Here is a 22,368-nt window from a genome sequence, read left to right as displayed (position 1 = left end):
TGGATCAGTGAACAACGTTCCCCCCGCGCGCAGTTCACCGTGCAGTGCTCCGGCGGAGTTGTTGTGAGCTGCTCAAACCTATGTCCGCGCCCCCTCCGGAGATCGGTGAAGGACCCGCCTCGCCCTGACTGTGATCATGGTGCAATCGCACCTGTACGCAACCGAGATGCCGATCTGCACAACCCCACCCGTCCCCGGTCGCGCACCGTTCACGAACGGAACCGGAGCCTCACGCTCCCCGTACGATTGCGAGGATCCCGACGATTGCGAGGATCCAGGAACCCTTGGAAGCGGAGCCCGTATGAACCTCGGCGTGCGCTGGAGCCTGCACGGCGACGGACAAAACCCCGCACCCGGAGCCGTGGTTCGCCCCGACGGTTCGGCGCGTCGTTCGTGGCACCGGGCGACGGCACCCGAGAGCAGGCCCCGTACGAACGGATCACCGCCGAGCAGTTCGCCACCTACGAGGTGAATGGGCGGCGGCAGTCAGCCGGTCGCCAAGTCGTAGGCGTAGTCCGGAGTGAAGGTGCCCGCCTCGCCCTTGCAGCCGTCCGACTCCCCCGGAAGCTTGATCCACAGGTAGGCGTCGATCCGGGACTCGCCGGTCTCGGTGGTCGGCGTCCGCCCGAGCGCCCGGCCCTCCGGGTCGCACCACGTCCCCGGCTCCGGCGGGCCGTTGCCGTTACGGCTGGTGTCGATGACGGCGCCCAGACGCGCCGGGCCGCCGAGCGCGGCGAGCACCTCGCGGGCGTACCGCGCCTCGTCGGCGGTGCGGTGGAAGTTGGACACGTTGGTAAAGATGCCGTCGCCGCTGTTGGCGACGCCGGCCGCGCGCAGCTGGGCGGCCTGTTCCGGGGCGGAGTTCCAGCCGGAGTGGCCGGCGTCGAAGTAGACCTTCGCCTTCGGGTTCGCGGCCTTGAGGGTGCGTCCGGCGCGCGCGAGCGAGGCGTAGCGCGCGGCCCGTTCGCTGTCGGACAGACAGTCGGCGAGGGCGATCGAGTCGGGTTCGAGGATCACGATGACCGGTGCGCCGCCAAGTCCCCCTGCGAACTCACGTATCCAGCGGTCGTAGGCGGCGAGGTCGGGCGCCCCGCCCTGCGACGCGCCGCCGCAGTCCCGGTCGGGGATCGCGTACGGCACGAGGACCGGGACGCGGCCCGCTGCCGCCGCGCCCGCCGTCACCGAGCGCACCTGGCCGGCGATCTCGCCGGGGTTGTGGGCGACGAACCAGACCGCGGCCGGCTGGGCGGCGATCCGTGACTCGATCACCGGCCTGCGCGGATCGCCCGGGTTGGCCCGTACCCAGTCGAGGGCCTGCGACTGCGGATGGCGGTACAGCCGGGCGCCCGCGGTCGATGTCTCCGTATCCGCGGACCGGCGGGGCGGGGACTTCGCGGGCGTCTTCGGCGATGCGGCGGGCGAGGACGGCGGAGCCGTGGGCGGGGAGGGCGACGGGCTGGGACGGGCGGGCAGCGGAACGGTCAGCGGTGAACTGCTCGCCTCCGGCCGTGCCGCGTCGTTCGCGTCGTCGCCGCCCGCCGCGGACACCAGTCCGGTGACGGTGCCCACGGCCACCACGGCCGAGGCCGCGACGGCCATGACTCCGTGGCGCGCCACGCGGCGCCGCTCGATCCGTTCCGTCCGGCGCTGTGTGCGTACGCCTGACACCGTTGCATTCCCCCCTCGCACCGAGGCTCCCCCTGAGCCTCCTGAGCCTCTCCTGGTGGCCGCCCGTCGTCCGGTCCTTCCCCCGTTCCGGGGAAGCCCCGGGCCGGGCGGCACCTGCCCGAGCCTACGACTGGGACGCTGCTCCCATGGCGCAGATCGACCATTTCGGAACAGACTCCGCGGCCCGGACCGATTCCGGCAGCCCTTCGGTCGGCTCGGTGCTGGCGCGCATGCGGGCGCTCCGCTCGGGCTGGCCGGCGAAGGACGGGGTCGCGGTCTTCAACGGGATGTACCTGACGGTCACGGAGGAGGTCGGCCGGCGCATCGGCCGCGGCGAGTTCCCCGACCGGCGGGCGGCCGTCACGCTGGCCGTTCTCTTCGCCGAGCGCTATCTCTCCGCCGTCGGCACGGTCGCCGCGGGTGGTCGGCCGCCCGCCTGCTGGCGGCCGCTGTTCCAGTACCGCCGTCATCCCGGCGTACGCCCGCTGCAGTTCGCGATGGCCGGGATCAACGCGCACATCGGGCACGATCTCGCGCTGGCCGTCGTGGACACCTGTCGTACGCTCGGCTGCGAACCACCGGAGCTGGAGGGGGAGTTCGACCGCGTGGGTGACATCCTCACGATGCTGGAGGAGCGCATCCGCGAGGACCTGATGCCGGGGCCCGATCTGCTCGAGGTCGCCGATCCGCTCACCCATCTGCTGGGCTCATGGAGCCTGGAGCGGGCCCGGGACGGCGCCTGGTCGGCGGCGCGGCTGCTCTGGCGCATCCAGGAAGTCCCCGGACTGGCCGATGAGTTCACCGAGAGGCTGGACACGGGTGTCGGGCTCGTCGGGCGCTGCCTGCTCACCCCCTGGCCCTGACGCACCCTGACGTGAAGGAGTGGACATGGCGATCCGGCTCGGGCTCGGGCTCCCGCAGATGAGGCAGTACGACATCGGCCGCGACATCCCCGCGGTGGCCAGGGCGGCCGAGGAGATGGGCTACGCGAGCCTGTGGGCGTTCGAGCGGATCCTGTTCCCCGAGCCCGCGACCCAGGGACTGTACGGCGTGCCCGGCCTCCCCTGGCCCGACCAGTACCGCAATGTCGCCGAACCGACGGTGTCGCTGACCCTGGCCGCCGCCGCGACCGGCCGGGCGCGGCTGGGTACGAGTGTGCTGATCGCGCCGCTGCACATCCCCTTCCAGCTGGCGCGTACGCTCGCCACGCTCGACGCGGCGAGCGGCGGCCGGGTCGTCGCCGGTTTCGGCACCGGCTGGTCCCTCGACGAGTACGCCGCTGCGGCGGTCGCCCCGTTCGAGAAGCGCGGCGCGGTCCTCGACGAGCTGCTGGACGTGTGCCGGGCGGTGTGGGGGCCGGACCCGGTCGCGTACGAGGGCGAGCTCACCACCGTCGCGCCCTCCGTGGTCGGCCCCAAGCCGGCCCGGCCCATTCCCGTCCTGCTGCCCGCGTTCAGTCCGCGGTCCAGGCGCCGGCTCGTCGACCGGGCGGACGGCTGGATGCCGGTCGCGAGGGGCCCGCGGCAGCTGGCCGACGACTGGCGGCGCGTTCAGGACATGGCCGCCGAGCGCGGCCGCGAACGACCCCTGGAGGTCGTCGTACGGGCCAATGCGGCCTACCGCGCGAAGCCGCTGGAAGGCAGCGACCGTCAGCCGTTCCACGGCAGCGTCGACCAGATCGTCGAGGACCTCGCGGCCCATTCCGCGCCCGGTCCGGACGAGTTCCTCGTCGATCTGCAGGGCACCACGCGGGACGCGGAGGAGCTGAAGGACGTCGCGGCGGCGGTGTACGAGGGCGTGCGGGCCGCGGGGATCTGAGGGCACGCGGATCCGGCGGACGAACGGAGCCGCCGTCGGCCGGGGTCTCCGGCCGACGGCGGCTGATGCGACCACCCGGGGCCGACCGGGTCGCGGTCGGCGGCGGGGGTTCGTTCACGGGGACCCGCGATCACGGGTCCGTTCGGGCTCCTCGAGGAGACTGCTCAGTCTTCCGGGAGCTCCACCGGGGCGATCTCGTCGAACACGTCGCCCGGGCCGGGGTTGCTCGCGTCGGTGGCACCGCCGAGGTGGTGCATCACACCCCACACGGCGTTGAGCGCGGTCTGCACCGCACCCTCGGCCCAGCCGGCCGTCCACGAGATGTCGTCGCCGGCGAGGAAGATGCCGCGCTTGTCGGCGGGCAGCCGGTCCTGCATGAAGTGCGTGAACAGGCGCCGCTGGTAGCGGTAGTGACCCGGCAGATTGGCCTTGAAGGCGCCCATGAAGTAGGGCTCGTTCTCCCAGGACACGGTCACCGGGTTGCCGATGATGTGCTTGCGGATGTCGACCTTCGGGTAGATCTCGCCGAGCGACTTGAGCATGACCTCCATCCGCTCGTTCGCGGACAGCGGCAGCCACTTGAGGCTGTCGTCGCACCACGTGTACGAGAGGCAGATGACGGCCGGCTTGTCGGGGCCGTCGTCCAGGAGGTACGTGCCACGCGTCATCCGGTCCGTCAGCGTCATCGACATGACGTCACGGCCGGTCTCCTCGTCCTTGTCCAGCCAGAACGGCCGGTCGACCGGGACGAAGAGCTTGCTGGACTCCATGTAGTGGGTCCGCTCCATCGCCGTCCAGTGGTCGATGGGGAAGAGGGAGTCGTCACAGGCGATCTTGGACAGCAGCATCCAGGACTGCGCCGTGAAGATCGCCGACTGGTACGTGCGGATGTCGCCGGACGCGTCCGTGACCGTGATCCGGTTGCCGGCGGTGCGGTGCAGGCGGGTCACGGCCGGGCGCGGCTCGCCGTCCACGTGCAGCGACTTCAGCGACGTGCCCTGCGCCCAGTGCACGATCTTCTCGGGCTCGCGCTCCCACAGCCGCAGCGGCAGCTGCTGCGAGCCGCCGACGATGCCGCGGTGGTGGTCGTCGGCCTCGGTGTAGACGACGCGGAGGATCTCCAGGATGGAGTTGGGGAAGTCGGTGTCCCAGCCGCCGGTGCCGAAGCCGACCTGGCCGAAGATCTCGCGGTGCCGGAAGGACTTGAAGGCCTCGGAGTCGCAGAGGAAGCCGTAGAAGGTCTGGTTGTCGAGCTTCTCGACGAGCTTCGCCCAGATCTCGCGGATGCGCGGGACGTCGCGCTCGCGCATGGCGCGGTTCATGTCGGAGAAGTCCGCGCCCTCCTCCAGGCAGGCGTTCCACGCGTTCATCACGTCGCGGTAGACCTGCGGCAGGTCGTCGATGGTCTCCGCGTAGTGCGACTCACCCTTGAGGTCGACGACCGTCGAAGGGGTGGACTCGGCGAGCGGGTTGGGGAACGGCCTGGTCTCCAGGCCCACCAGGTCGATGTAGTGCTGCAGCGCCGTCGACGACGGCGGGAAGCGCATGGCGCCCATCTCGGCGGTCAGCTGCTCTCCACCGGGGGTGCAGCCGTCGAAGCCGACCGTGCGCAGCCGTCCGCCGATCTGGTCCGCCTCGTAGACGACCGGCTTGAGGCCCATCTTCATCAGCTCGTACGCGGCGATGATGCCGGAGAGCCCGCCGCCGATCACGGCGACCTCGGTGCCGTGCTCGGTCGCGGGTATCTGGCCGAGACCCGCCGGGTGGGCGAGGAAGTCGTCGTACGCGTACGGGAAGTCCGGCCCGAACATGGTGATGGGCGGCTGCGCGTCGGTGTGCGGGACGGCGGTGGGCACCGTGGACGTCATGGGGTGTTGCTCCTGGTCGGGCGGCGGGACGAGAGGTCTTAGCGGGCGAGCGGCGCGTACAGGCCGGGGCGGCGGTCGCGCAGATACGGATTGGTGGCGCGCGAGGCGGCCAGGAAGTCCGGGTCGGCGTCGCCGATCACCAGCTCCTCGCCGTGGCCGGCGCGGGCCCGGGCGATGCCGTCGGGGCCCGCGAGGCAGCTGAGGCCGACGAAGTCGAACTCGCCCTCGGGTCCGGTCCTGTTGACGTACGCGACGTACATCTGGCTCTCGAAGGCGCGCACCGGGACGAGCTTCTCGGCGACGAACTGGAAGGGGTGCATCTGTGCGGTCGGCACCACCAGCAGATCGGTCCCGGCGAGGGCGTGGGCGCGTACGTTCTCCGGGAACTCGACGTCGTAGCAGATCAGGATGCCGATCCGGAGGCCGCCGAGCTCGGCCTGGACGACGGGCTCGTCGCCGGGCGTGAACCACTCCTGCTCGAAGCAGCCGAAGAGATGGGTCTTGCGGTAGTTCGCGAGGCGCGTGCCGTCGGGGCCGATCAGCTGCGCCGCGTTGTACACGAGCTCCGTCTGCTCACCGCTGCCGCGCTCCGGGTAGCCGTAGAGGACGGCGATCCCGTGGCGTACGGCGATCTCGGCGACGGCCTGCGCGGAGGCGCCGTCGGCGGGCTCCGCGAGGCGGTGCACATCCGCGCCGATCGCGTACCCGGTGAGGAACATCTCCGGGCAGATCAGCAGCCCGGCGCCCGCGGCCGCGGCGCGGGCGGCGTGCGCGTCGAGGATCTCGAGGTTCTTCACGATGTCGCCGGGGGTCCCGGAGCTCTGGAGCAGGGCGGTGCGCAGCGGCGGCATGGACCTACCTCGGGAAGGGGGTGGGTGAGGGCGTCAGGGCGACGTCAGAAACGGTACGTTCCGGCGCTCTGCCCGGACAAGGCGCGACCGTTGCGGACCGAGTGTCGATCCGTTGCGCGAATGCCGGGGTCGGCGGCGATTCGTTGCGCGTGCCCCGCGGGCCCCGGCGCCCCAGGGGTGTCCGGTGGATCAGGCTGGATCCGCGAGCGCCCGCCGCGGAGCGGCCGATGCCACTGCTGCAGCTTCGGATCCAGGCGGAGGTCGGGGGTCCCCCCGCCGAAGGCAGGGGGAGAAATCGACGCGGTGGGGGCACCTCCCGTGCCCGAAGGGCTACGGGGGAGTCGGTGACCGACGACAACGCAGGAGACGGAGTCGCAGGGCGTCGCGGGCCCAGCAGGATCCGCCGCACACCCGCTAGCCGGGTGAACCCGACGAGAAGCGCCTGAGCAGCGGGGACAGCACCAGCACGGACTTGGTCCGCTCGACGTACGGTTCGCCCGCGATGCGCTCCAGCACGCGCTCGAAGTGACGCATGTCGGAGGCGAAGACCTGGACGATCGCGTCCGCCTCACCGGTGACGGTGGAGGCGGACGCGACTTCCGGGTAGCGCTCGAGGCCGCGCTTGATGGTCTCGGGCGAGGTGTTGCTGCGTGCGTAGATCTCGATGAAGCCCTCGGTCTCCCAGCCGAGCGCGGCCGGGTCGACGCGGACGGTGAAGCCGGTGATGGCTCCCTCGGCCCGCAGCCTGTCCACGCGCCGCTTCACAGCGGGCGCGGACAGGCCGACGAGCGAGCCGATGTCGGCGTAGGAACGACGGGCGTCCTCGGCGAGGGCGTGGACGATGCGTTCGTCGAGATCGTTCAGTCGCACAGGGGGTGGATCACTTCTCTGCAGTTGCCAACCGGGAACGGCGCAGGCCGTACAGGAAGTAGAACACGAGCCCCGCGACCATCCAGCCACCGAACCAGACCCACGTGATGGCCGGGAGGCTCCACATCATGTACGCGCAGAACAGGAAGCCCAGGATCGGGGTGACCGGGAAGAGCATCACCCTGAAGGTGCGATTCATCTCCGGGCGCTTGTAACGCAGGATGATCACGGCCACGTTGACCAGGGCGAACGCGAAGAGCGTGCCGATGCTGGTGGCGTTGGCCAGCTCACCCAGCGGGATGAAGGCCGCGAGGGCACCGCAGAAGAGCGAGACGATCACCGTGTTGGCGCGCGGGGCGCCGGTGCGCGGGTTCACCTTGGCGAACACCTTCGGCACCAGACCGTCGCGGGACATCGCGAACAGGATGCGGGTCTGGCCGTACAGCACGGCGAAGACGACCGACGCGATGGCGACGACCGCGCCCGCGGCGAGCACCACGCCCCAGAAGCTCTGGCCGGTGACGTCCTTCATGATCTGGGCGAGCGCCGCCTCGGTGCCCTCGAAGTCCTGCCACGGCATGGCGCCGACGGCGACCAGCGCGACCAGGCAGTAGAGCACCGTGACGATGAGCAGCGACAGCATGATCGCGCGCGGCAGGTCCTTCTTCGGGTTCTTGGCCTCTTCACCGGCGGTGGAGGCGGCGTCGAAGCCGATGTACGAGAAGAAGAGCGTGGCCGCGGCGGCGCTGATCCCGGTGACGCCGAGCGGCGCGAGCGGGGCGTAGTTGCCGGCCTTGATGCCCATGAAGCCGATGCCGATGAAGAGCACCAGCGTGACGATCTTCACCGCGACCATGATCGTGTTGACGCGGGCGCTCTCCTTGGCGCCGCCCATCAGGAAGACCATGGCGAGGAGCACGACGACGAGGGCCGGGAGGTTGATGTAGCCGCCCTCGCCGAGCGGTGCCGAGACCGAGGCGGGGATGGTGACGCCGATCGTGCCGTCGAGCAGCTCGTTGAGGTACTCGCCCCAGCCGACCGCGACAGCCGCGACCGAGACGCCGTACTCCAGCACGAGGCACCAGCCGCAGACCCAGGCGATGAGCTCGCCCATGGTCGCGTACGAGTACGAGTACGAGGAGCCGGACACCGGGATGGATCCGGCGAGCTCGGCGTACGACAGCGCCGAGAACAGGGCGGTGAGGCCGGCGACGACGAACGAGATCGCGACGGCGGGACCGGCCAGCGGGGTGGCCTCGCCGAGCACGACGAAGATGCCGGTGCCGAGCGTCGCACCGATGCTGATCATGGTCAGCTGCCACATGGTGAGCGAGCGCCGGAGCGTGCCGCCCTCACCCTGGCCGCCCTCGGCGACGAGAGTCTCGACGGGCTTGCGGCGCATGAGACGGCTGCCGAGGCCGCTCTGCGGGCCCACGGGGCCCGGCTGGGGAGTGACGGGTGGCGCTGCGCCGTGATCCAACACTGAAGGAGGCTCCTTATCGCTGCCTATCGGGAGGCGGCGACCGCGGCGGATCCCCGGGGATGCGGGCATGACCGAGCAGCCCTGAGCGGGGGGATTCGCCGAGCAGGCGGTCCCCGCCACTCCACGTACAGCGAGGACCTTACGAGGCGGGCCGTCCTGCTCGTAATGCATGAGCCTTGCGCATCCGTGCAAGATCGTTGCGTGGTTCCGGCGGCAACGGAGGAACGTTGCACAGCTGCGCAAAAGCGTTCAGATCTCACGCAGACGGTCGACTATTTCGCGGAGCAGCGACGGGTCGTGGGAACCCCGGTGAGCGGGCGGAGCGGAGATCCGGACGAGCCCCGCCTCGACGAGGTCGACGAGCAGGACGCGGACGACGGTGAGCGGCAGATCCGCGTCGGCCGCGACCTCGGCGACCGGGCGCGCACTGCGGCGCACCAGCTCCAGCAGTGAACTGCGGGCATGGTCGAGCCGCTGCTCGGGCCGGTCCCCCGCCACGTCCAGCGCCGTGACCCGCGACATCAGGTCGATGCGGTGCTCGGCGGCGGGACGGGTCCGGCCCCGGGTCACGGTGTACGGCCGCACCATGGACCCGGTTTCGTCCTCGTACCAGTGCTCGCTCACGGACTCAGGCGCCGGGTGCCTCGGGGAGCGTGCGCGCGGGTACGGCCATGTGCCGGCCGACGCGCCTGACCAGCAGGGTCATCTCGTGCGCGAGCTGTCCGACGTCGGTCTCGATGTCGGACAGCACGGCGAGCCGGCTGCCGTCGCCGGCGGGGGTGATGAAGAGATAGGCGCCGTCGAGCATGACCATGGTCTGCCGCACCTTCCCGGCCTCGAATCGGGACCCGGTCTCCTTGGCGAGGCTGTGGAACCCGGCGCACACGGCGGACAGGTGCTCGATGTCACGCGCCGGCATTCCGCGGGAGGCGCTGGTGACGAGCCCGTCGGCGGTCAGCAGTACGGCCTGCCGGACGTGGTCGGTCCTGGCCACCAGCTCGTCGAGCAGCCATCCGAGATCGCCCGCGCCGGTCTGCTCGGCCTGCTCGGCTTGCTCGGTCTGCTCGGTCTGCTCGGTCTGCTCGGTCTGCTCGCGATCGTCACGGTTGCTCGGGTCACCCATCGTGGCCCCGCCCTTCGCTCGTACTCTCCGGCCCGGCCGGCTCGCCCTTGCGCCCCCGGTCGAGCCCTCGCTGAAACGCCCCGAAGATCGCCCGCATCTCCTCCGCGCTGACTTCCTGGGCAGGCTCCTCCGGCTCCGCGTGGCCCGGCCCCTCCAGCAGCGGCGCGGCGATGGACGCCTGCCGTACGCGCCTGGGCAGCAGGGCCGGCCCGGATCCGCTGTCGTCGGCCACCGTCGGCGCCGGGCCGGCCTCGGGCGCAGTGGGTGCGGCCTCCGTGCCCGCCCCAGCGGGTGCGGCCTCCGCGGGTGCCGTCCGCCGCACGCGCGTGGGCAGGGCGCGTACGACGGCGCCGGTGGCGGGCTCCGGGGCGCGGTCGTGAGACGGGGGCGCCGGCTCAGGGGTGGCAGAGGGGGCGGGGGCGGGCCCTGGAGTGGGCTCGGGGTCCACCGGGGTCGTGATGCTGTTCGGGAGCAGGACCACCGCGGTCGTACCGCCGTACGGCGACCGGGTGAGGGTGACCGTGATGCCGTGGCGGGCGGCGAGGCGACCGACGATGTACAGGCCGAGGCGCTCGTCCTCGACCGGGTCGAAGTCCCCGGGGCGGGCCAGGGTCCGGTGGGCCTGGGCGAGTTCCTCGCGGTCCATGCCGAGGCCGCGGTCGTCGATCTCGAGGACGAATCCGTTGCGGGCGGCGCCCGTGCGCATCGTCACCTGGGTGTGGGGCGGCGAGAAGGCAGCCGCGTTCTCGACGAGCTCGGCCACGAGGTGCACCACGTCCGCCACCGCGTCCGCGCTGATCCCGACGGCCGGCATCGGCGGCACGACGACCCGCGTGTAGTCCTCGATCTCCCCGACCGCCGCGGCCACGACGTCGACCAACGGCACCGGCTTGCGCCACCTCCGCCCCGGCGCCGCTCCCGAGAGGATGATCAGGCCCTCCGCGTGGCGCCGCATCCGCGTCGTCAGGTGGTCGATGCGGAAGAGGTCCTCCAGCGTGTCCGGGTCGCTCGTGCGGCGTTCCAGGGTGTCGACCAGCTTGGACTGCCGGTGCACCAGCGCCTGGTTGCGCCGTGCGATGTTCAGCAGCACAGCGAACACCCCGCGCCGCAGCGTCGCCTGCTTGACGGCCGCCTCGACAGCCGCCCGCCGCGCCACGTTGAGCGCCCGTCCGACCTGCGCGATCTCGTCGGCACCGCGCTCGTCGTCGCCGAAGTCGAGCGGCGGGGCGACCACGGCCGCGTCCACGTCGTCGCCCGCCGACAGCCGCTCCATGACCTCGGGCAACTGGCGCGTCGCCAGCAGGTCGGCCGCGTCCCGTAGCTCCTCCAGTCGCCGCGCGATGCGCCGCCCCGCCGACACCGACAGCCAGATGGAGACCACGACGGCGACGAGCCCGACGCCGCCGACCACCGCGGCCTTGACCATCTCGCGGTAGGCGAAGGCCCGCCCGCGGTCCGCCGCGTTGAGCGCGGACTCGGTGCACAGCAGCATGTACCGCTTGACCGCCCGGTCCGTCGTCGTCCGCCAGGAGTCGGCGGCGATCGCCTCGCCCGCGCCGGACGCCCCTGCCCGCAGCAGCGCGTCCTCTCCGGAGATCAGTGCCCGGTACTCGGCGCCCTGCTCGAAGTCCGTGAACAGCTCGCGCGAGTCGGCCGGCAGATCGGCCACGTACGTACGGTGGAAGACCCGCCGGTCCTCGATCGTGGCCGTGAGCGCGTCGTACTGGCGGTCGCTGAGGCTGCCCGCCGCCCGCGCACCGGCGACCAGCGCGTCCTCCCGGGACACGAACTCCCGCACCCGTACGAGCTCCACCACGACCTGCGCCTCGCGTGCGAGCTGCCCGGCCTGCAGCGCCGTCAGCATGGACTGGACGTCGAAGGTCGGCTCGACGAGCGCGGTGTACGCGTCGACGGCCCCGCTCCAGGAGAGCTTCCGGTCGATCACCTGCTTCCGCAGGGACTCCAGCCGCGAGGCCGCGTCGGCCATCACGTCCAGCGACTGGCGCTGGCGCGCCGAGAGGTCCTCGCGCCGGTCCTCGTCACCGATGGCGTCGTGCATCGCCTGCACGGTGCGGTCGGTCGAGCGCTGCTGCTCCAGATACGCGGTGGCATCACCCGCACCGGCGTCGGCGCGCTCGCCCGCCCCCAGATAGGCGGCGGCGAGCCTGCGCTCGATCTGGATCTGCCCGACCGCCGTGTCGACCGGAGTGCCGAAGCTCTCGTAGACGCCCTGCAACCGGATCAGGGCGCGCAGATCGCCGGTCACGGACACCATCGCGAAGCTCCACAGCGTCATCAGCGCGATGATCGGCAGCACGGTGAGGGCGACGATCCGGCCGCGGATCGTGGGACGGCGCAGTCGCCGGCGCATGGACTCCCCAGAACGTTCGGGACGACGGACCAGCGGTGGTTACCGTCCGGTAGGGGCAGTCAAGGTACGCGATCCGGCGCACAGGGCGCAATGCTCCCTGCGGTAACAGCGGTCGCCGGGATTCCTCGTCTGCATTGACACTTCGTCAGGTCCGCTGCACGGTGACTCCCCCCTGCCCGGGTACACGGTCATATCGGTCGTGTGCCCTTTGGGTGGCCGGCCCGTTGAAACGTGTGTCCGCTCCCGTATCCGACGATCGGAGGCCCGACTTGATGCGTGAGACGACACCCGGCAGGACGCCCTGTACGCAGTCCGGCGCCAGGCCCCCCGCGACGGAGGACCCGGCCTGGCTCGATCCAGGCCCCTTTCTGCGCGGTGTGGCCTGGCGGGACGGTGAGCGGGTGGTGCGGGCCGACCCCGGCGATCTGGCCCGGCTGCCGTGGGACATCCGCGAGCGGGCCGCGCTCCCCATCGGCGTACGGCTGGAGTTCACCGTGCCGGACGGGGCACGGGCGGTCCAGGTGCGCTATCGCGCGCAGGTGCCCGGCGCGACGGAGGTGCTGCGCGACCTCGCCCACTGCTTCTCGCTCTGGCAGGGCGACCGCTGGGTGCAGGACTCGTTCACCGAGCCCGCGGCGGAAGCGACCGTCACGATCGAACTCCCCTCCGGCGGGGGGCCGTTCACGGTCCATCCGCCCGAGTCCCAGTCGCCCGTGATCCACGGTCTGCGCGGCGTGGGCGGCACGCTGCTTCCCGCGCCCGGGCGCCCGCGCTGGGTCGTGCACGGCGACTCGATCACCGAGGGCTGGTGGTCGACCCGCCCCGCCCACTCCTGGCCCGCGACCGCGGGCCGGGCCCTCAACCTGGACACGGTCAACCTCGGGTACGCGGGCGCGGCCCGCGGCGAACTCCCCGTCGCACAGCAGCTCGCGGCGCTCCCCGCCGATGTCCTGACCCTCGCGTTCGGCACCAACTGCTGGTCCCGGATCCCGTACACCGCTCCCCTGCTGTACGAGACGGTGCGCGCCTTCGTCGCCCTCGTACGCCAGGGTCACCCGGACACGCCCCTGCTCATGCTCTCCCCGGTGCTGCACCCCGAGGCCGAGTCGACGCCCAACGCCTGCGGAGCCACGCTCGCCGAGCTGCGAACGGCGATGGAGTCCGCGGCCCGGGACCTCGTCTCGGCGGGCGACGAGCGGCTGGCACTGCTCCCCGGCCTCGGTCTGCTGACGGCGGACCATCTGGCGGACGGGCTGCATCCGAACGACGCGGGCCATGCCCTGATGGCCTCGGCGGTCGCGGACGCCCTGCGCGGCGCCGGGTTCGTCAGCCCAGGCGCTTGACGAGAAAGGTGCACGGGTCGGCACATTCGTGCCGCCCGCCCTCCTCGTCGAGGTACGCCCAGTGGTCGGTGTACGACACGGTGGGCTCGTATCCGAGCCGGGCGTACAGCGCCGCCGCCCGCGCGTTGTCGAGGTCCACGCCGAGGCCGAGCTCCGACCGGCCGCGTGCGCGCGCGAGGGATTCGGCGGCGTGGACCAGGGCCGTGCCTATGCCCTGCCCCTGGAGCTCCTCGGGCCAGACGGCCAGCCCGTTGAGCTCCGGGCAGTCGCCGTGCACGGCCCGCACCTCCGGCGCCGCACAGCCGGTCCAGCGCACCTCCCCGTGTCCGACGGGCACGCCGTCGCGCCGGGCGACCAGGTAGGTGCTCTCGCCCGCCTCCTGGCGGGCATAGCGGGCGGCATGGTGGGAATCCGCGCTGCTGGAGGGCATGTGCAGGTCGAGCAGCGGGACGTCGTCGGCCCGGCAGGGTGTGATCTCCATGCGCCGAAGGTACGGGAACGGCGACGGCCCCCGGGAGCGATCCCGGGGGCCGTCGTCAACGGCCTGCTGTGGGCGGCCGTCGGCGGCTGTGCCGCTCACTGATCCGGCCTGATCGACCGGACAGGACCTAGTTCCAGCTGGCGTGCAGCGGCTTGCCCTCGGCGTAACCGGCGGCGCTCTGGATGCCGACGATCGCCTTCTCGGCGAACTCCTCGAGCGAGCCGGCGCCCGCGTAGGTGCAGGAGGACCGGACGCCCGCGATGATCGAGTCGATCAGGTCCTCGACGCCCGGGCGGGCCTGGTCGAGGAACATCCGCGAGGTGGAGATGCCCTCCTCGAACAGCGCCTTGCGGGCCCGGTCGTACGCCGACTCCTCGCTCGTACGGTTCTGCACGGCGCGCGCGGAGGCCATGCCGAACGACTCCTTGTACGGACGCCCGTCGGCGGTGTGCTGGAGGTCACCCGGGGACTCGAACGTGCCCGCGAACCAGGAACCGATCATCACGTTGGACGCGCCGGCGGCGAGCGCCATGGCGACGTCGCGCGGGTGCCGGACACCGCCGTCGGCCCACACGTGCTTGCCGTACTTCTTCGCCTCGGCGGCGCACTCCAGGACGGCGGAGAACTGCGGGCGACCCACACCGGTCATCATGCGGGTGGTGCACATGGCGCCCGGGCCCACACCGACCTTGATGATGTCCGCGCCGGCGTCGATCAGGTCCTTGACGCCCTCGGCGGCCACGATGTTGCCCGCGACGATCGGGACCTTCGGGTCGAGGCCGCGCACGGCCTTGATCGCGGCGATCATCGACTCCTGGTGGCCGTGGGCCGTGTCGATGACGAGCGTGTCCACGCCCGCGTCGAGCAACTGCTTGGCCTTGGCCACGAAGTCGCCGTTGATGCCGACGGCGGCCGCGATGCGCAGCTTGCCGTCGGCGTCGGTCGCCGGGGTGTACAGGGTCGCGCGCAGCGCGCCCTTGCGGGTGAGGATGCCGACGAGCTTGCCGTCCTTGTCGACGGCCGGCGCGATCTTGCGGTTGGCGTTGTCGAGGGTCGTGAACGCCTCGCGCGGGTCGATGTCCGCGTCGATGAGCAGCAGGTCCTTGGACATGACCTCGGACAGCTGCGTGAAGCGGTCCACGCCGGACAGGTCGTGCTCGGTGACGACGCCGACCGGGCGCTGCTCCTCGTCGACGACGACACCGGCGTTGTGCGCCCGCTTGGGCAGCAGGGACAGCGCGTCGGCGACGGTCTGGTGCGGGGTCAGCACGATCGGGGTGTCGAGCACGAGGTGGCGCGTCTTCACCCAGGAGATGACGTCGGTGACGACCTCGATCGGGATGTCCTGCGGGATGACGACCAGGCCGCCGCGGCGGGCCACGGTCTCGGCCATCCGGCGGCCGGCGATCGCGGTCATGTTGGCGACGACCAGCGGGATGGTGGTACCCGTGCCGTCGGGAGACGAGAGGTCGACCCCCTGGCGGGAGCCCACGGCCGAGCGGCTCGGCACCATGAACACATCGTCGTACGTCAGGTCGTACGGCGGCTTGATGTCATTGAGGAAACGCACGTGCTGAACATCCCAGTCGATCGGAGGGGTCCCGGAAGTTCATCCGGGGGAAAACGCACGTACTTCATTGTCCCATGACCGGGGGAATGAACCGCCCGGGCTGATCATCCAGGACCCGGCGTCGACCTCTGGTCGGAACCTCCAAGCGCCACGAGTACGGCGAGCCGCCCCGGCATGGTGTCGACCGCCTGCGCGAAGACCTCCTGTGCGGTCTCCCACTCATGGGGCCGAGCCGCGGCGTACTCCTGCCAGCGGCGGACGAGTACGAGCGTGCCCTCGTCCCCCGGCAGGTCGGTGAGGCAGTCGGCGAGCGCGTCCCAGTTCCTGCCGAACCAGGCGGGAAGCTCCAGGTCGCTTGCGCAGCGCTCCATGAAGGCGGCCTTGTCCGTGACCCCATGGAGGTCGAGCACGGTGATGTTCCGGCCGGCGGTGGCGCCGAACAGCGCCGCGAGGGGGCCGTTCCTCATCGGAGCACCTCCCTGAACGTCTCGTAGTGATCGTCGGTGTAGTAGATCTCACCGCCCTGCCCGGTGACAATCCGGCGGGCCCCGCGGTCGCCCTCGCCGGGCGTGCGAACGGTGTACTCGCGGTAGTAGCCGCGTCGCTGCTTCGGCAGGATCCCCTCGAAGTTGCCGAACGTGGCGCCGTCCTTCTCGTACGGGAACGGCCCGCCCCGGTCGATCAGACGCAGGGTCTCGCGGGCTTCGGGCGGCAGGTCGGCGACGCGGACGGTCGGGAGGGCGGTCCTGGTGGCGGTCCCGGTGGGCGCCCGGTCAGGCGTGGGGGAGCCGGACGAGCAGCCGGTCAGCAGGAGCCCCAGGAGGGCCGACAGCGCCAGGACGACGCGGAGGGGCGGCCGGTGCAGCATGGCGCCGATGCTGCCACGGTCGCGTGGTGAAGGCGGTGAAGGTGGGGCCGGGCGGGTAGGGAATGCCCCGTGCAGCACAGCGACGGGAATCAGGACAGGAATCAGCGAGCCCTGCGGCAGGAGCGTGAGCACGCTCGTCAGGAGGCGCGGCAGCTCGCCCGGCTCGAGACCGCGCGACTCCTGGCGGAGGGTGTCCACGGGGCGGCCCTGACGTGGGTGGACAACGCGGGCCTCACCCGGGTGAAGGCCGTGCCCGTCGGCCGTCTGGCCCAGGCAGCGGCGGGTGGCGTCGGCATGTCGCCGGTCTTCGACGTCTACCTGGTGGACGACTCGATCACCACGAGCCGCCTTATCGGCGGCCCGGACGGCGACCTGAGGCTCGTGCCGGACCTCGACCGGCTCACCGTGCTCGCCGGACAGCCCGGCTGGGCCTGGGCGCCCGTCGACCGCTACGACCAGGAGGGACAGCCGTACGGCGCATGTCAGCGGCTCTTCGCCCGGCGGATGGCCCGGCGGGCCGCGGAGCGCGGCATCGAACTGCGGATGGGCTTCGAGACCGAGTGGATCGTGCAGCGCGACGGCGTGCCCGCGTGCACCGGGCCGGCGTACGGGATGGCCCGGGTGGTCGAGCTCTCCGACTACCTGGACGATGTCCTGCGCACGCTGGTCGCGCAGGGCGTCGACGTGCTCCAGATCCACCCCGAGTACGCCGCCGGGCAGTTCGAGGTCTCGGTGGCCCCGTCCGACCCGGTGGGCGCGGCGGACCTCGCAGTGCTGGTGCGCGAGACGGTGCGGGCGGTGTCCCTGCGGCACGGGCTCACCGCCCTGTTCGGGCCGGCGGTGGAGGCGGGGAACGTCGGTAACGGCGGTCACCTCCATCTCAGCCTGTGGCGGGACGGTCAGAACCTGTGCCGGGGCGGTCCGGGCCCCTTCGGGATGACCGCCGACAGCGAGGCGTTCCTCGCGGGCGTCCTGGAGGCCCTCCCGGCCCTCCTCGCGATCGGCGCCCCCTCCCCCGCGAGCTACCTCCGCCTCGAACCGTCCCGCTGGGCGGGCGCCTTCCAGTGCTGGGGCCTGGAGAACCGCGAGGCCGCCCTCCGCTTCATCACGGGCGCGCCGGACGACCCGGAGGGCGCGAACGCCGAGGTGAAGTGCATCGACGCGGCGGCCAATCCCTACCTGGTGACGGGCGCGGTGATCGCTGCGGGGCTCGCGGGTGTGGCCGCGGGGGCGGCCCTTCCGCCTCCGGTGCAGGGCGACCCGGCGGTGGGGCCGGAGCCCGCGCCGGACGGCGGCCCCGCCCGCCTGCCGCGGTCGCTGTCCGAGGCGCTGGAACACTTCGGCCGGTCGGAGGTGCTGCGCGAGGCGCTCGGCGATGCGCTGTTCGAGGCGATCGTCGCCGTACGCACGGCCGAGACCGAGCTGTTCGCCGGCAGAAGCCCGCAGGAGATCGCCGACGCGACGCGCGGGCGGTACTGAATGGCGCTCGCACTGCCGCCGCTCGTCGACCACCACTGTCACGGTGTGCTGCGCCGGAGCCCGGATGCGGACACGTTCGCCTCGTACCTGACCGAGTCGGACGCCCCCGCCGCGCCCGGCACGAGCTTCTTCGACACGCAGCTGGGCTTCGCGGTGCGCCGCTGGTGCCCGCCGCTGCTCGGTCTGGAGCCCCACTGCCCTCCCGAGCAGTACCTGGAGCGCCGCCGGGAGCTGGGCGCCGAGGAGACGGCGCGGAGGCTGCTACGGGCGAGCGGCACGGGCACGTACCTCGTCGACACCGGGCTGCCGGGAGACCTCACCGGGCCCGCCGATCTGGCCGAACTCGGCGGCGGCGAAGCACACACGATCGTCCGGCTCGAGTCGCTGGCCGAGCACACGGCGGACGCAGCCCACAGCCCGGGACTGTTCCTCGAGGTGTTCGACCACGCCGTCATGGCGGCCGCCCGCACCGCGGCCGGGTTCAAGTCGATCGCCGCGTACCGCCACGGCCTCGGCCTGGACCCCGAGCCGCCGACCCCGGCCGAGGTCCATGCGGCGGCCGCGCGCTGGCTGGACGGGCGCGCGCCGGGCGGGCGGCTCATCGACCCCGTCCTGCTGCGCCATCTGCTGTGGTCGGCGGTGCAGACCGGCTTGCCGCTCCAGCTCCACACCGGCTTCGGCGACCCCGATCTGCGCCTCGACCGCTGTGATCCCCTGCTCCTGACGGACTTCATCCGCGCCACCGCCCCGTACGGCTGCCCGCTGGTCCTCCTGCACGGCTACCCGTACCACCGGCATGCCGCCTATCTCGCCAATGTGTTCACACATGTGTACGCGGACGTCGGCCTGGCCCTCTCCCATACGGGTGCCCGCGCCGATGTCGTACTCGCCGAGGCACTGGAGCTGACGCCGTTCGGCAAGCTGATGTACTCGAGCGACGCCTACGGGCTCCCGGAGCTCTACATGGTCGGCGCCCGCGTCTTCGAGGAGGGGCTCGCCCGCCTCCTGGACGCCTGGACGGCGTCCGGCGCCTGGTCGGGGCCGGACGGCGAACGCGTGGCCCACCTGCTGGCGGCGGGGAACGCCCGGCGTCTGTACGGCCTGGGGCCCGGCCCTTCGTGACGGCGGAGGCCGCGATGCCGGAGGCCGCGAAACGCGCTCAGCCCGACCCGGCGGGAGCCGGGACGGGCTGTGGGGGATGTGGGGGATGTGGGGCATCGGGCCCTGAGGGGTCGATCGGACCGGAACGGGTCCGGCGTCAGTCGTCGGGGTCCGCGCGCTCCAGCGCCGGCCGCGGACCGGGGCGGGATTCCGTGAGGAGGTAGTCCGCCGCGGCCGTATCCGTCACCAGGCTCGTGACGAGTCCCGACCGCAGGACCGCGCCGATCGCCGACGCCTTGCGCTGCCCGCCCGCGATCGCGACGACCTCCGGGATCCGGCGCAGCCGGTCCGCCTCGACCGTGATGCAGCGTTCGCCGAGGTCGCGGCCGACCCGGCGGCCGTCCGCGTCGAAGAGGTGGGCCGACATCTCCGCGGCGACCCCGAGCGAGGCGTAGTGCGCGCGCTCCTCGTCCGTGAGCATGTCGTGCACCGTCGAGATGCCCGGCTCCCAGGAGCCGATCGACACGCACGCGACGGTCACCTTGTCGAAGTACTCGAAGGCTCGCGCGATGCCGGTCTGGTTGCGCAGCGCCGCCGCGGTCGCCGGGTCAGGCAGCAGCATCGGCGCGTAGATCGGGTGCGCCTCGCCGCCGGAGACCTGCGCGGCGCGCCGCACCGCCTCGACCGAGCCGCGCTCGGCGGTCCCGGCGTCGTACACACCCGTCAGCTGCACGACCGTGCACGGCGGCAGCCGGTCCAGCGCGGCCGCCATGTGGATCGTCGAGCGGCCCCACGCCAGGCCGAGCACATCGCCCTCGGCCACCAGCTCCCCGAGAAGATCTGCGGCGACCTCACCGAGGTTCTCCGGGTCGGGGGACTCGTCCTCGCCCTCCGACGGGGATTCGACGACCACCGCGTGCCGCAGGCCGTAGCGGGCGCGCAGCGCGTCGGAGCGCTCTGCGTCCAGCTCGGCGGGGACGCGGATCTCGATCCGCACGAGGTCGCGTTCGAGCGCGGTCTCCAGGACCCGTGCCACCTTGAAGCGGCTGACGCCGAACTCCTCGGCGATCTGGATCTTGGATTTGCCCTCGAGGTAGAAGCGGCGGGCCATGGCCGCCGCCTGCACCAGCTCCGCGGGTCCCATCCGCAGGGCTGGTCGTCCCGCCGACATTGCAGACACCGCGCTCTCCTCACTGCTGTTCACACTCCGGAACCGTCATCCTGTCAGATCCCGGGGTTGTCGATCAGCCCGGTCGGGCCCCGTTCATGTAAGCGTGGTTCAGTGGTCGCATGCCCAGGGTGCAGAGGCAATGGTCCGGGACGCCAGATCTCGCAGCGAGCGCACCGCCTCGGCCGGGTCCTCGGCCCCGTACACCGCGGAACCGGCGACGAAGACATCGGCGCCCGCCTCCGCACACTGCTCGATCGTCACCTCCGAGACACCTCCGTCCACCTGCAGCCACAGCTCGAGTCCGTGCTTGGTGATCAGCTCCCGGGTGCGGCGGATCTTCGGAAGCATGATGTCGAGGAACGCCTGACCGCCGAAGCCCGGCTCCACGGTCATGATCAGCAGCATGTCGAGCTCGGGGAGCAGGTCCTCGAACGGCTCTATGGGTGTGGCGGGCTTGAGCGCCATCGAGGCGCGCGCCCCCTTGGCCCTGATCTCGCGCGCCAGCCGCACGGGCGCCGCCGCGGCCTCCACATGGAAGGTGACGGAACCGGCGCCGGCCTCGACGTACTGGGGAGCCCAGCGGTCCGGGTCCTCGATCATCAGATGGCAGTCCAGCGGGATGTCGGTCGCGCGGCTGAGCGACTCCACCACCGGTACGCCGAGCGTCAGATTGGGCACGAAGTGGTTGTCCATGACATCTACGTGGAGCCAGTCGGCGCCTTCGACGGCCTTCGCCTCCTCGGCGAGGCGGGCGAAGTCGGCGGACAGGATGCTGGGGTTGATCTGGGCCATGTGCCAAGACTGCCATGCTGCGGCACGGGCTTGCGCGGGAGGACCGGAGACCGGCAGTCCGACGAGGCCGGTTATGCAGTGCGCCGCAGCAGCGCCAGATACATCGCGTCGGTTCCGTGCAGGTGTGGCCACAGCTGGACGTCCGGGCCGTCGCCCAGTGCCGGTACGCCCGGCATCAGGGGGCGGGCGTCGATCCACTCGGCGGACACGGGGGCCCCGCCGCGGCCCTTGAGCACGTCCTCGACGACCACGCGGGTCTCGGCGAGGTGCGGCGAGCACGTCGCGTATCCGACGACGCCGCCGACGCGGACCGCCGCCAGCGCCTCGCGCAGCAGCGTGCGCTGGAGCGGGGCGAAGCCGTCGAGGTCCTCGGGGCGGCGGCGCCAGCGGGCCTCGGGGCGGCGGCGCAGGGCGCCGAGGCCCGAGCAGGGCACGTCGACGAGGACCCGGTCGAAGGAGCCGGGGCGCCACGGCGGGCGGGTGCCGTCCGCGGCGATGACCTGGTACGGGCCGGGGTTGCCTGCCAGGGCGCGTTCGACGAGGCGGGCGCGGTGCGGCTGCTTCTCGGAGGCCAGCAGCGAGGCGCCGCGTCCGGCGGCGAGCGCGCCCAGCAGGGCCGCCTTGCCGCCGGGGCCCGCACAGCCGTCGAGCCAGCGCTCGTCGGGGCCGTCGAGCGGCGCGTCGGCGAGGGCTATCGCCACGAGCTGGCTGCCCTCGTCCTGCACGCCCGCGCGCCCTTCGCCCACGGGGCCGAGCGCGCCCGGCTCGCCGCCCTCGACGAGCCGTACCGCATAGGGAGACCAGCGTCCCGGCAGCCCGCCCTCCTCGCCGAGCAGGTCCAGCAGCTCTTCCGTCGTGGACCGCCCCGGCCTGGCGACCAGCGTCACCTCGGGCCGCTCGTTGTCGGCCTCCAGCAGGTCCTCGATCCCGGCCCGGCCGCCGCCCAGCGCGTCCCACAGCGCGGAGACGACCCAGCGCGGATGCGAGTGGACCACGGCCAGATGGTCCTCGGCGTCCTCGTCGTACGGCGGCGCAACACGGTCCAGCCAGCCGTCGAGGTCGTGCTGCGAGATCTTGCGCAGCACCGCGTTGACGAACTTCGCCCGCCCGTCTCCGAGCACCACCCGGGCCAGCTCCACGCTGGCCGAGACGGCCGCATGCGTCGGGATACGCGTACCGAGCAGCTGGTGGGCGCCGAGCGAGAGGACATCCAGCACGGGCGGGTCGACCTCGCGCAGCGGCCGGTCGACGCACGCGGCGATGATCGCGTCGTACGTACCCTGCCGGCGCAGTGTGCCGTACACGAGCTCGGTCGCGAGCGCCGCGTCCCGGCTGTCGAAGTCACCCTCCTCACGGGCCTTCTTCAGCAGCGGTGGCAGCACGAGATTGGCGTACGCGTCCCGCTCGTCCACCGCGCGCAGCGCATCGAAGGCGAGGATCCGCACGGGATCCTTCTTCGGGCGACGGTACGGCTTGTGGGGACGGCGACGGCCGCTCTGCTCACTCAAAAG

Annotated in this window: 20 protein-coding genes; 5 read left to right on the top strand and 15 right to left on the bottom strand. The window is 72.1% G+C overall.

Annotated features, from left to right (window positions below; genetic code table 11):
• Positions 1-486: 486 nt before the first annotated feature.
• Positions 487-1,668: a glycoside hydrolase family 6 protein gene (locus tag ACWCXB_RS16310; RefSeq protein WP_450723278.1), complete on the bottom strand. Its 1,182-nt coding sequence runs from the start codon at positions 1,666-1,668 to the stop codon at positions 487-489.
• 146 nt (positions 1,669-1,814) lie between these two features.
• On the opposite strand from ACWCXB_RS16310, the gene ACWCXB_RS16305 reads away from it, so the two are divergent.
• A complete protein-coding gene (locus tag ACWCXB_RS16305) occupies positions 1,815-2,531 on the top strand; it encodes a DUF5995 family protein (RefSeq protein ID WP_450723276.1) in 717 nt (238 codons plus the stop codon).
• A 25-nt stretch (positions 2,532-2,556) separates the two neighbouring features.
• Entirely contained in the window at positions 2,557-3,486 is a 930-nt protein-coding gene (locus ACWCXB_RS16300; protein WP_450723274.1) for an LLM class F420-dependent oxidoreductase, read from the top strand.
• 164 nt (positions 3,487-3,650) lie between these two features.
• Here the strand turns inward: ACWCXB_RS16300 and ACWCXB_RS16295 are convergent, their stop codons facing one another.
• The 7 genes from ACWCXB_RS16295 to ACWCXB_RS16265 all read right to left on the bottom strand — a co-directional run bounded on the left by ACWCXB_RS16295 (position 3,651) and on the right by ACWCXB_RS16265 (position 12,052).
• The gene (locus ACWCXB_RS16295) at positions 3,651-5,354 is read right to left on the bottom strand and encodes a flavin monoamine oxidase family protein (protein WP_450723273.1); all 1,704 of its coding nucleotides are present in this window, start codon (positions 5,352-5,354) and stop codon (positions 3,651-3,653) included.
• A 38-nt stretch (positions 5,355-5,392) separates the two neighbouring features.
• Complete coding sequence (locus ACWCXB_RS16290) at positions 5,393-6,205, bottom strand: carbon-nitrogen hydrolase family protein (protein WP_450723271.1); 813 nt, start codon at positions 6,203-6,205, stop codon at positions 5,393-5,395.
• Positions 6,206-6,619: 414 nt separating this feature from the next.
• Positions 6,620-7,075 (bottom strand): Lrp/AsnC family transcriptional regulator, encoded by a 456-nt coding sequence (locus tag ACWCXB_RS16285; protein WP_450723269.1) that lies wholly within the window; start codon positions 7,073-7,075, stop codon positions 6,620-6,622.
• Positions 7,076-7,085: 10 nt separating this feature from the next.
• Positions 7,086-8,558 (bottom strand): amino acid permease, encoded by a 1,473-nt coding sequence (locus ACWCXB_RS16280; RefSeq protein WP_450723267.1) that lies wholly within the window; start codon positions 8,556-8,558, stop codon positions 7,086-7,088.
• A 249-nt stretch (positions 8,559-8,807) separates the two neighbouring features.
• Positions 8,808-9,182, bottom strand: coding sequence for a DUF742 domain-containing protein (locus ACWCXB_RS16275; RefSeq protein WP_450723265.1), 375 nt, complete (start codon positions 9,180-9,182; stop codon positions 8,808-8,810).
• Positions 9,183-9,186: 4 nt separating this feature from the next.
• Positions 9,187-9,681 (bottom strand): roadblock/LC7 domain-containing protein, encoded by a 495-nt coding sequence (locus ACWCXB_RS16270; protein ID WP_450723263.1) that lies wholly within the window; start codon positions 9,679-9,681, stop codon positions 9,187-9,189.
• A complete protein-coding gene (locus tag ACWCXB_RS16265; RefSeq protein WP_450723261.1) occupies positions 9,674-12,052 on the bottom strand; it encodes a nitrate- and nitrite sensing domain-containing protein in 2,379 nt (792 codons plus the stop codon). The genes ACWCXB_RS16270 and ACWCXB_RS16265 overlap by 8 nt, the downstream gene beginning before the upstream one ends.
• Before the next feature lie 272 nt (positions 12,053-12,324).
• Between ACWCXB_RS16265 and ACWCXB_RS16260 the strand changes: the two genes are divergently transcribed.
• Positions 12,325-13,395, top strand: coding sequence for a GDSL-type esterase/lipase family protein (locus ACWCXB_RS16260; protein WP_450723259.1), 1,071 nt, complete (start codon positions 12,325-12,327; stop codon positions 13,393-13,395).
• On the opposite strand, the gene ACWCXB_RS16255 is transcribed toward ACWCXB_RS16260, so the two are convergent.
• The 4 genes from ACWCXB_RS16255 to ACWCXB_RS16240 all read right to left on the bottom strand — a co-directional run bounded on the left by ACWCXB_RS16255 (position 13,379) and on the right by ACWCXB_RS16240 (position 16,314).
• On the bottom strand, positions 13,379-13,876 hold the full coding sequence (locus ACWCXB_RS16255; protein WP_450723257.1) for a GNAT family N-acetyltransferase: 498 nt from the start codon (positions 13,874-13,876) through the stop codon (positions 13,379-13,381). The two genes, ACWCXB_RS16260 and ACWCXB_RS16255, sit on opposite strands and share 17 nt — an antisense overlap.
• Before the next feature lie 127 nt (positions 13,877-14,003).
• On the bottom strand, positions 14,004-15,446 hold the full coding sequence (locus ACWCXB_RS16250; RefSeq protein WP_450723256.1) for a GuaB1 family IMP dehydrogenase-related protein: 1,443 nt from the start codon (positions 15,444-15,446) through the stop codon (positions 14,004-14,006).
• Positions 15,447-15,550: 104 nt separating this feature from the next.
• Complete coding sequence (locus ACWCXB_RS16245) at positions 15,551-15,913, bottom strand: barstar family protein (protein ID WP_450723254.1); 363 nt, start codon at positions 15,911-15,913, stop codon at positions 15,551-15,553.
• A complete protein-coding gene (locus ACWCXB_RS16240) occupies positions 15,910-16,314 on the bottom strand; it encodes a ribonuclease domain-containing protein (protein ID WP_450723252.1) in 405 nt (134 codons plus the stop codon). The genes ACWCXB_RS16245 and ACWCXB_RS16240 overlap by 4 nt, the downstream gene beginning before the upstream one ends.
• Before the next feature lie 111 nt (positions 16,315-16,425).
• On the opposite strand from ACWCXB_RS16240, the gene ACWCXB_RS16235 reads away from it, so the two are divergent.
• Positions 16,426-17,793 carry a glutamine synthetase gene (locus ACWCXB_RS16235; protein WP_450723395.1) on the top strand — a complete coding sequence of 456 codons (1,368 nt, stop codon included), beginning with the start codon at positions 16,426-16,428 and terminating at the stop codon, positions 17,791-17,793.
• Entirely contained in the window at positions 17,794-18,915 is a 1,122-nt protein-coding gene (locus tag ACWCXB_RS16230) for an amidohydrolase family protein (protein ID WP_450723250.1), read from the top strand.
• Positions 18,916-19,051: 136 nt separating this feature from the next.
• Here ACWCXB_RS16230 and ACWCXB_RS16225 read toward each other — a convergent pair whose 3' ends face one another.
• The 3 genes from ACWCXB_RS16225 to ACWCXB_RS16215 form a co-directional block, all read right to left on the bottom strand.
• Positions 19,052-20,098 (bottom strand): sugar-binding transcriptional regulator, encoded by a 1,047-nt coding sequence (locus ACWCXB_RS16225; protein ID WP_450723248.1) that lies wholly within the window; start codon positions 20,096-20,098, stop codon positions 19,052-19,054.
• 75 nt (positions 20,099-20,173) lie between these two features.
• Entirely contained in the window at positions 20,174-20,857 is a 684-nt protein-coding gene (rpe, locus tag ACWCXB_RS16220) for a ribulose-phosphate 3-epimerase (protein ID WP_450723246.1), read from the bottom strand.
• 71 nt (positions 20,858-20,928) lie between these two features.
• Positions 20,929-22,365, bottom strand: a complete 1,437-nt coding sequence (locus tag ACWCXB_RS16215) for an RsmB/NOP family class I SAM-dependent RNA methyltransferase (protein WP_450723244.1) — start codon at positions 22,363-22,365, stop codon at positions 20,929-20,931.
• Positions 22,366-22,368 lie beyond the last annotated feature (3 nt).

The sequence above is a fragment of the Streptomyces sp. NPDC001514 genome (assembly GCF_053597075.1).
Note: the sequence above shows the minus strand (reverse complement) of the source record. Positions and strands in the feature narration are given on the sequence as shown.

Bases quoted from the DNA above. Each gene is read 5' to 3' on its own strand.
- rpe (WP_450723246.1), bottom strand. From the start codon at position 20,857: ATGGCCCAGATCAACCCCAGCATCCTGTCCGCCGACTTCGCCCGCCTC.
- ACWCXB_RS16295 (WP_450723273.1), bottom strand. From the start codon at position 5,354: ATGACGTCCACGGTGCCCACCGCCGTCCCGCACACCGACGCGCAGCCG.
- ACWCXB_RS16265 (WP_450723261.1), bottom strand. From the start codon at position 12,052: ATGCGCCGGCGACTGCGCCGTCCCACGATCCGCGGCCGGATCGTCGCC.
- ACWCXB_RS16270 (WP_450723263.1), bottom strand. From the start codon at position 9,681: ATGGGTGACCCGAGCAACCGTGACGATCGCGAGCAGACCGAGCAGACC.
- ACWCXB_RS16230 (WP_450723250.1), top strand. From the start codon at position 17,794: ATGGCGCTCGCACTGCCGCCGCTCGTCGACCACCACTGTCACGGTGTG.
- ACWCXB_RS16260 (WP_450723259.1), top strand. From the start codon at position 12,325: ATGCGTGAGACGACACCCGGCAGGACGCCCTGTACGCAGTCCGGCGCC.
- ACWCXB_RS16240 (WP_450723252.1), bottom strand. From the start codon at position 16,314: ATGCTGCACCGGCCGCCCCTCCGCGTCGTCCTGGCGCTGTCGGCCCTC.
- ACWCXB_RS16255 (WP_450723257.1), bottom strand. From the start codon at position 13,876: ATGGAGATCACACCCTGCCGGGCCGACGACGTCCCGCTGCTCGACCTG.
- ACWCXB_RS16245 (WP_450723254.1), bottom strand. From the start codon at position 15,913: ATGAGGAACGGCCCCCTCGCGGCGCTGTTCGGCGCCACCGCCGGCCGG.
- ACWCXB_RS16300 (WP_450723274.1), top strand. From the start codon at position 2,557: ATGGCGATCCGGCTCGGGCTCGGGCTCCCGCAGATGAGGCAGTACGAC.
- ACWCXB_RS16305 (WP_450723276.1), top strand. From the start codon at position 1,815: ATGGCGCAGATCGACCATTTCGGAACAGACTCCGCGGCCCGGACCGAT.
- ACWCXB_RS16290 (WP_450723271.1), bottom strand. From the start codon at position 6,205: ATGCCGCCGCTGCGCACCGCCCTGCTCCAGAGCTCCGGGACCCCCGGC.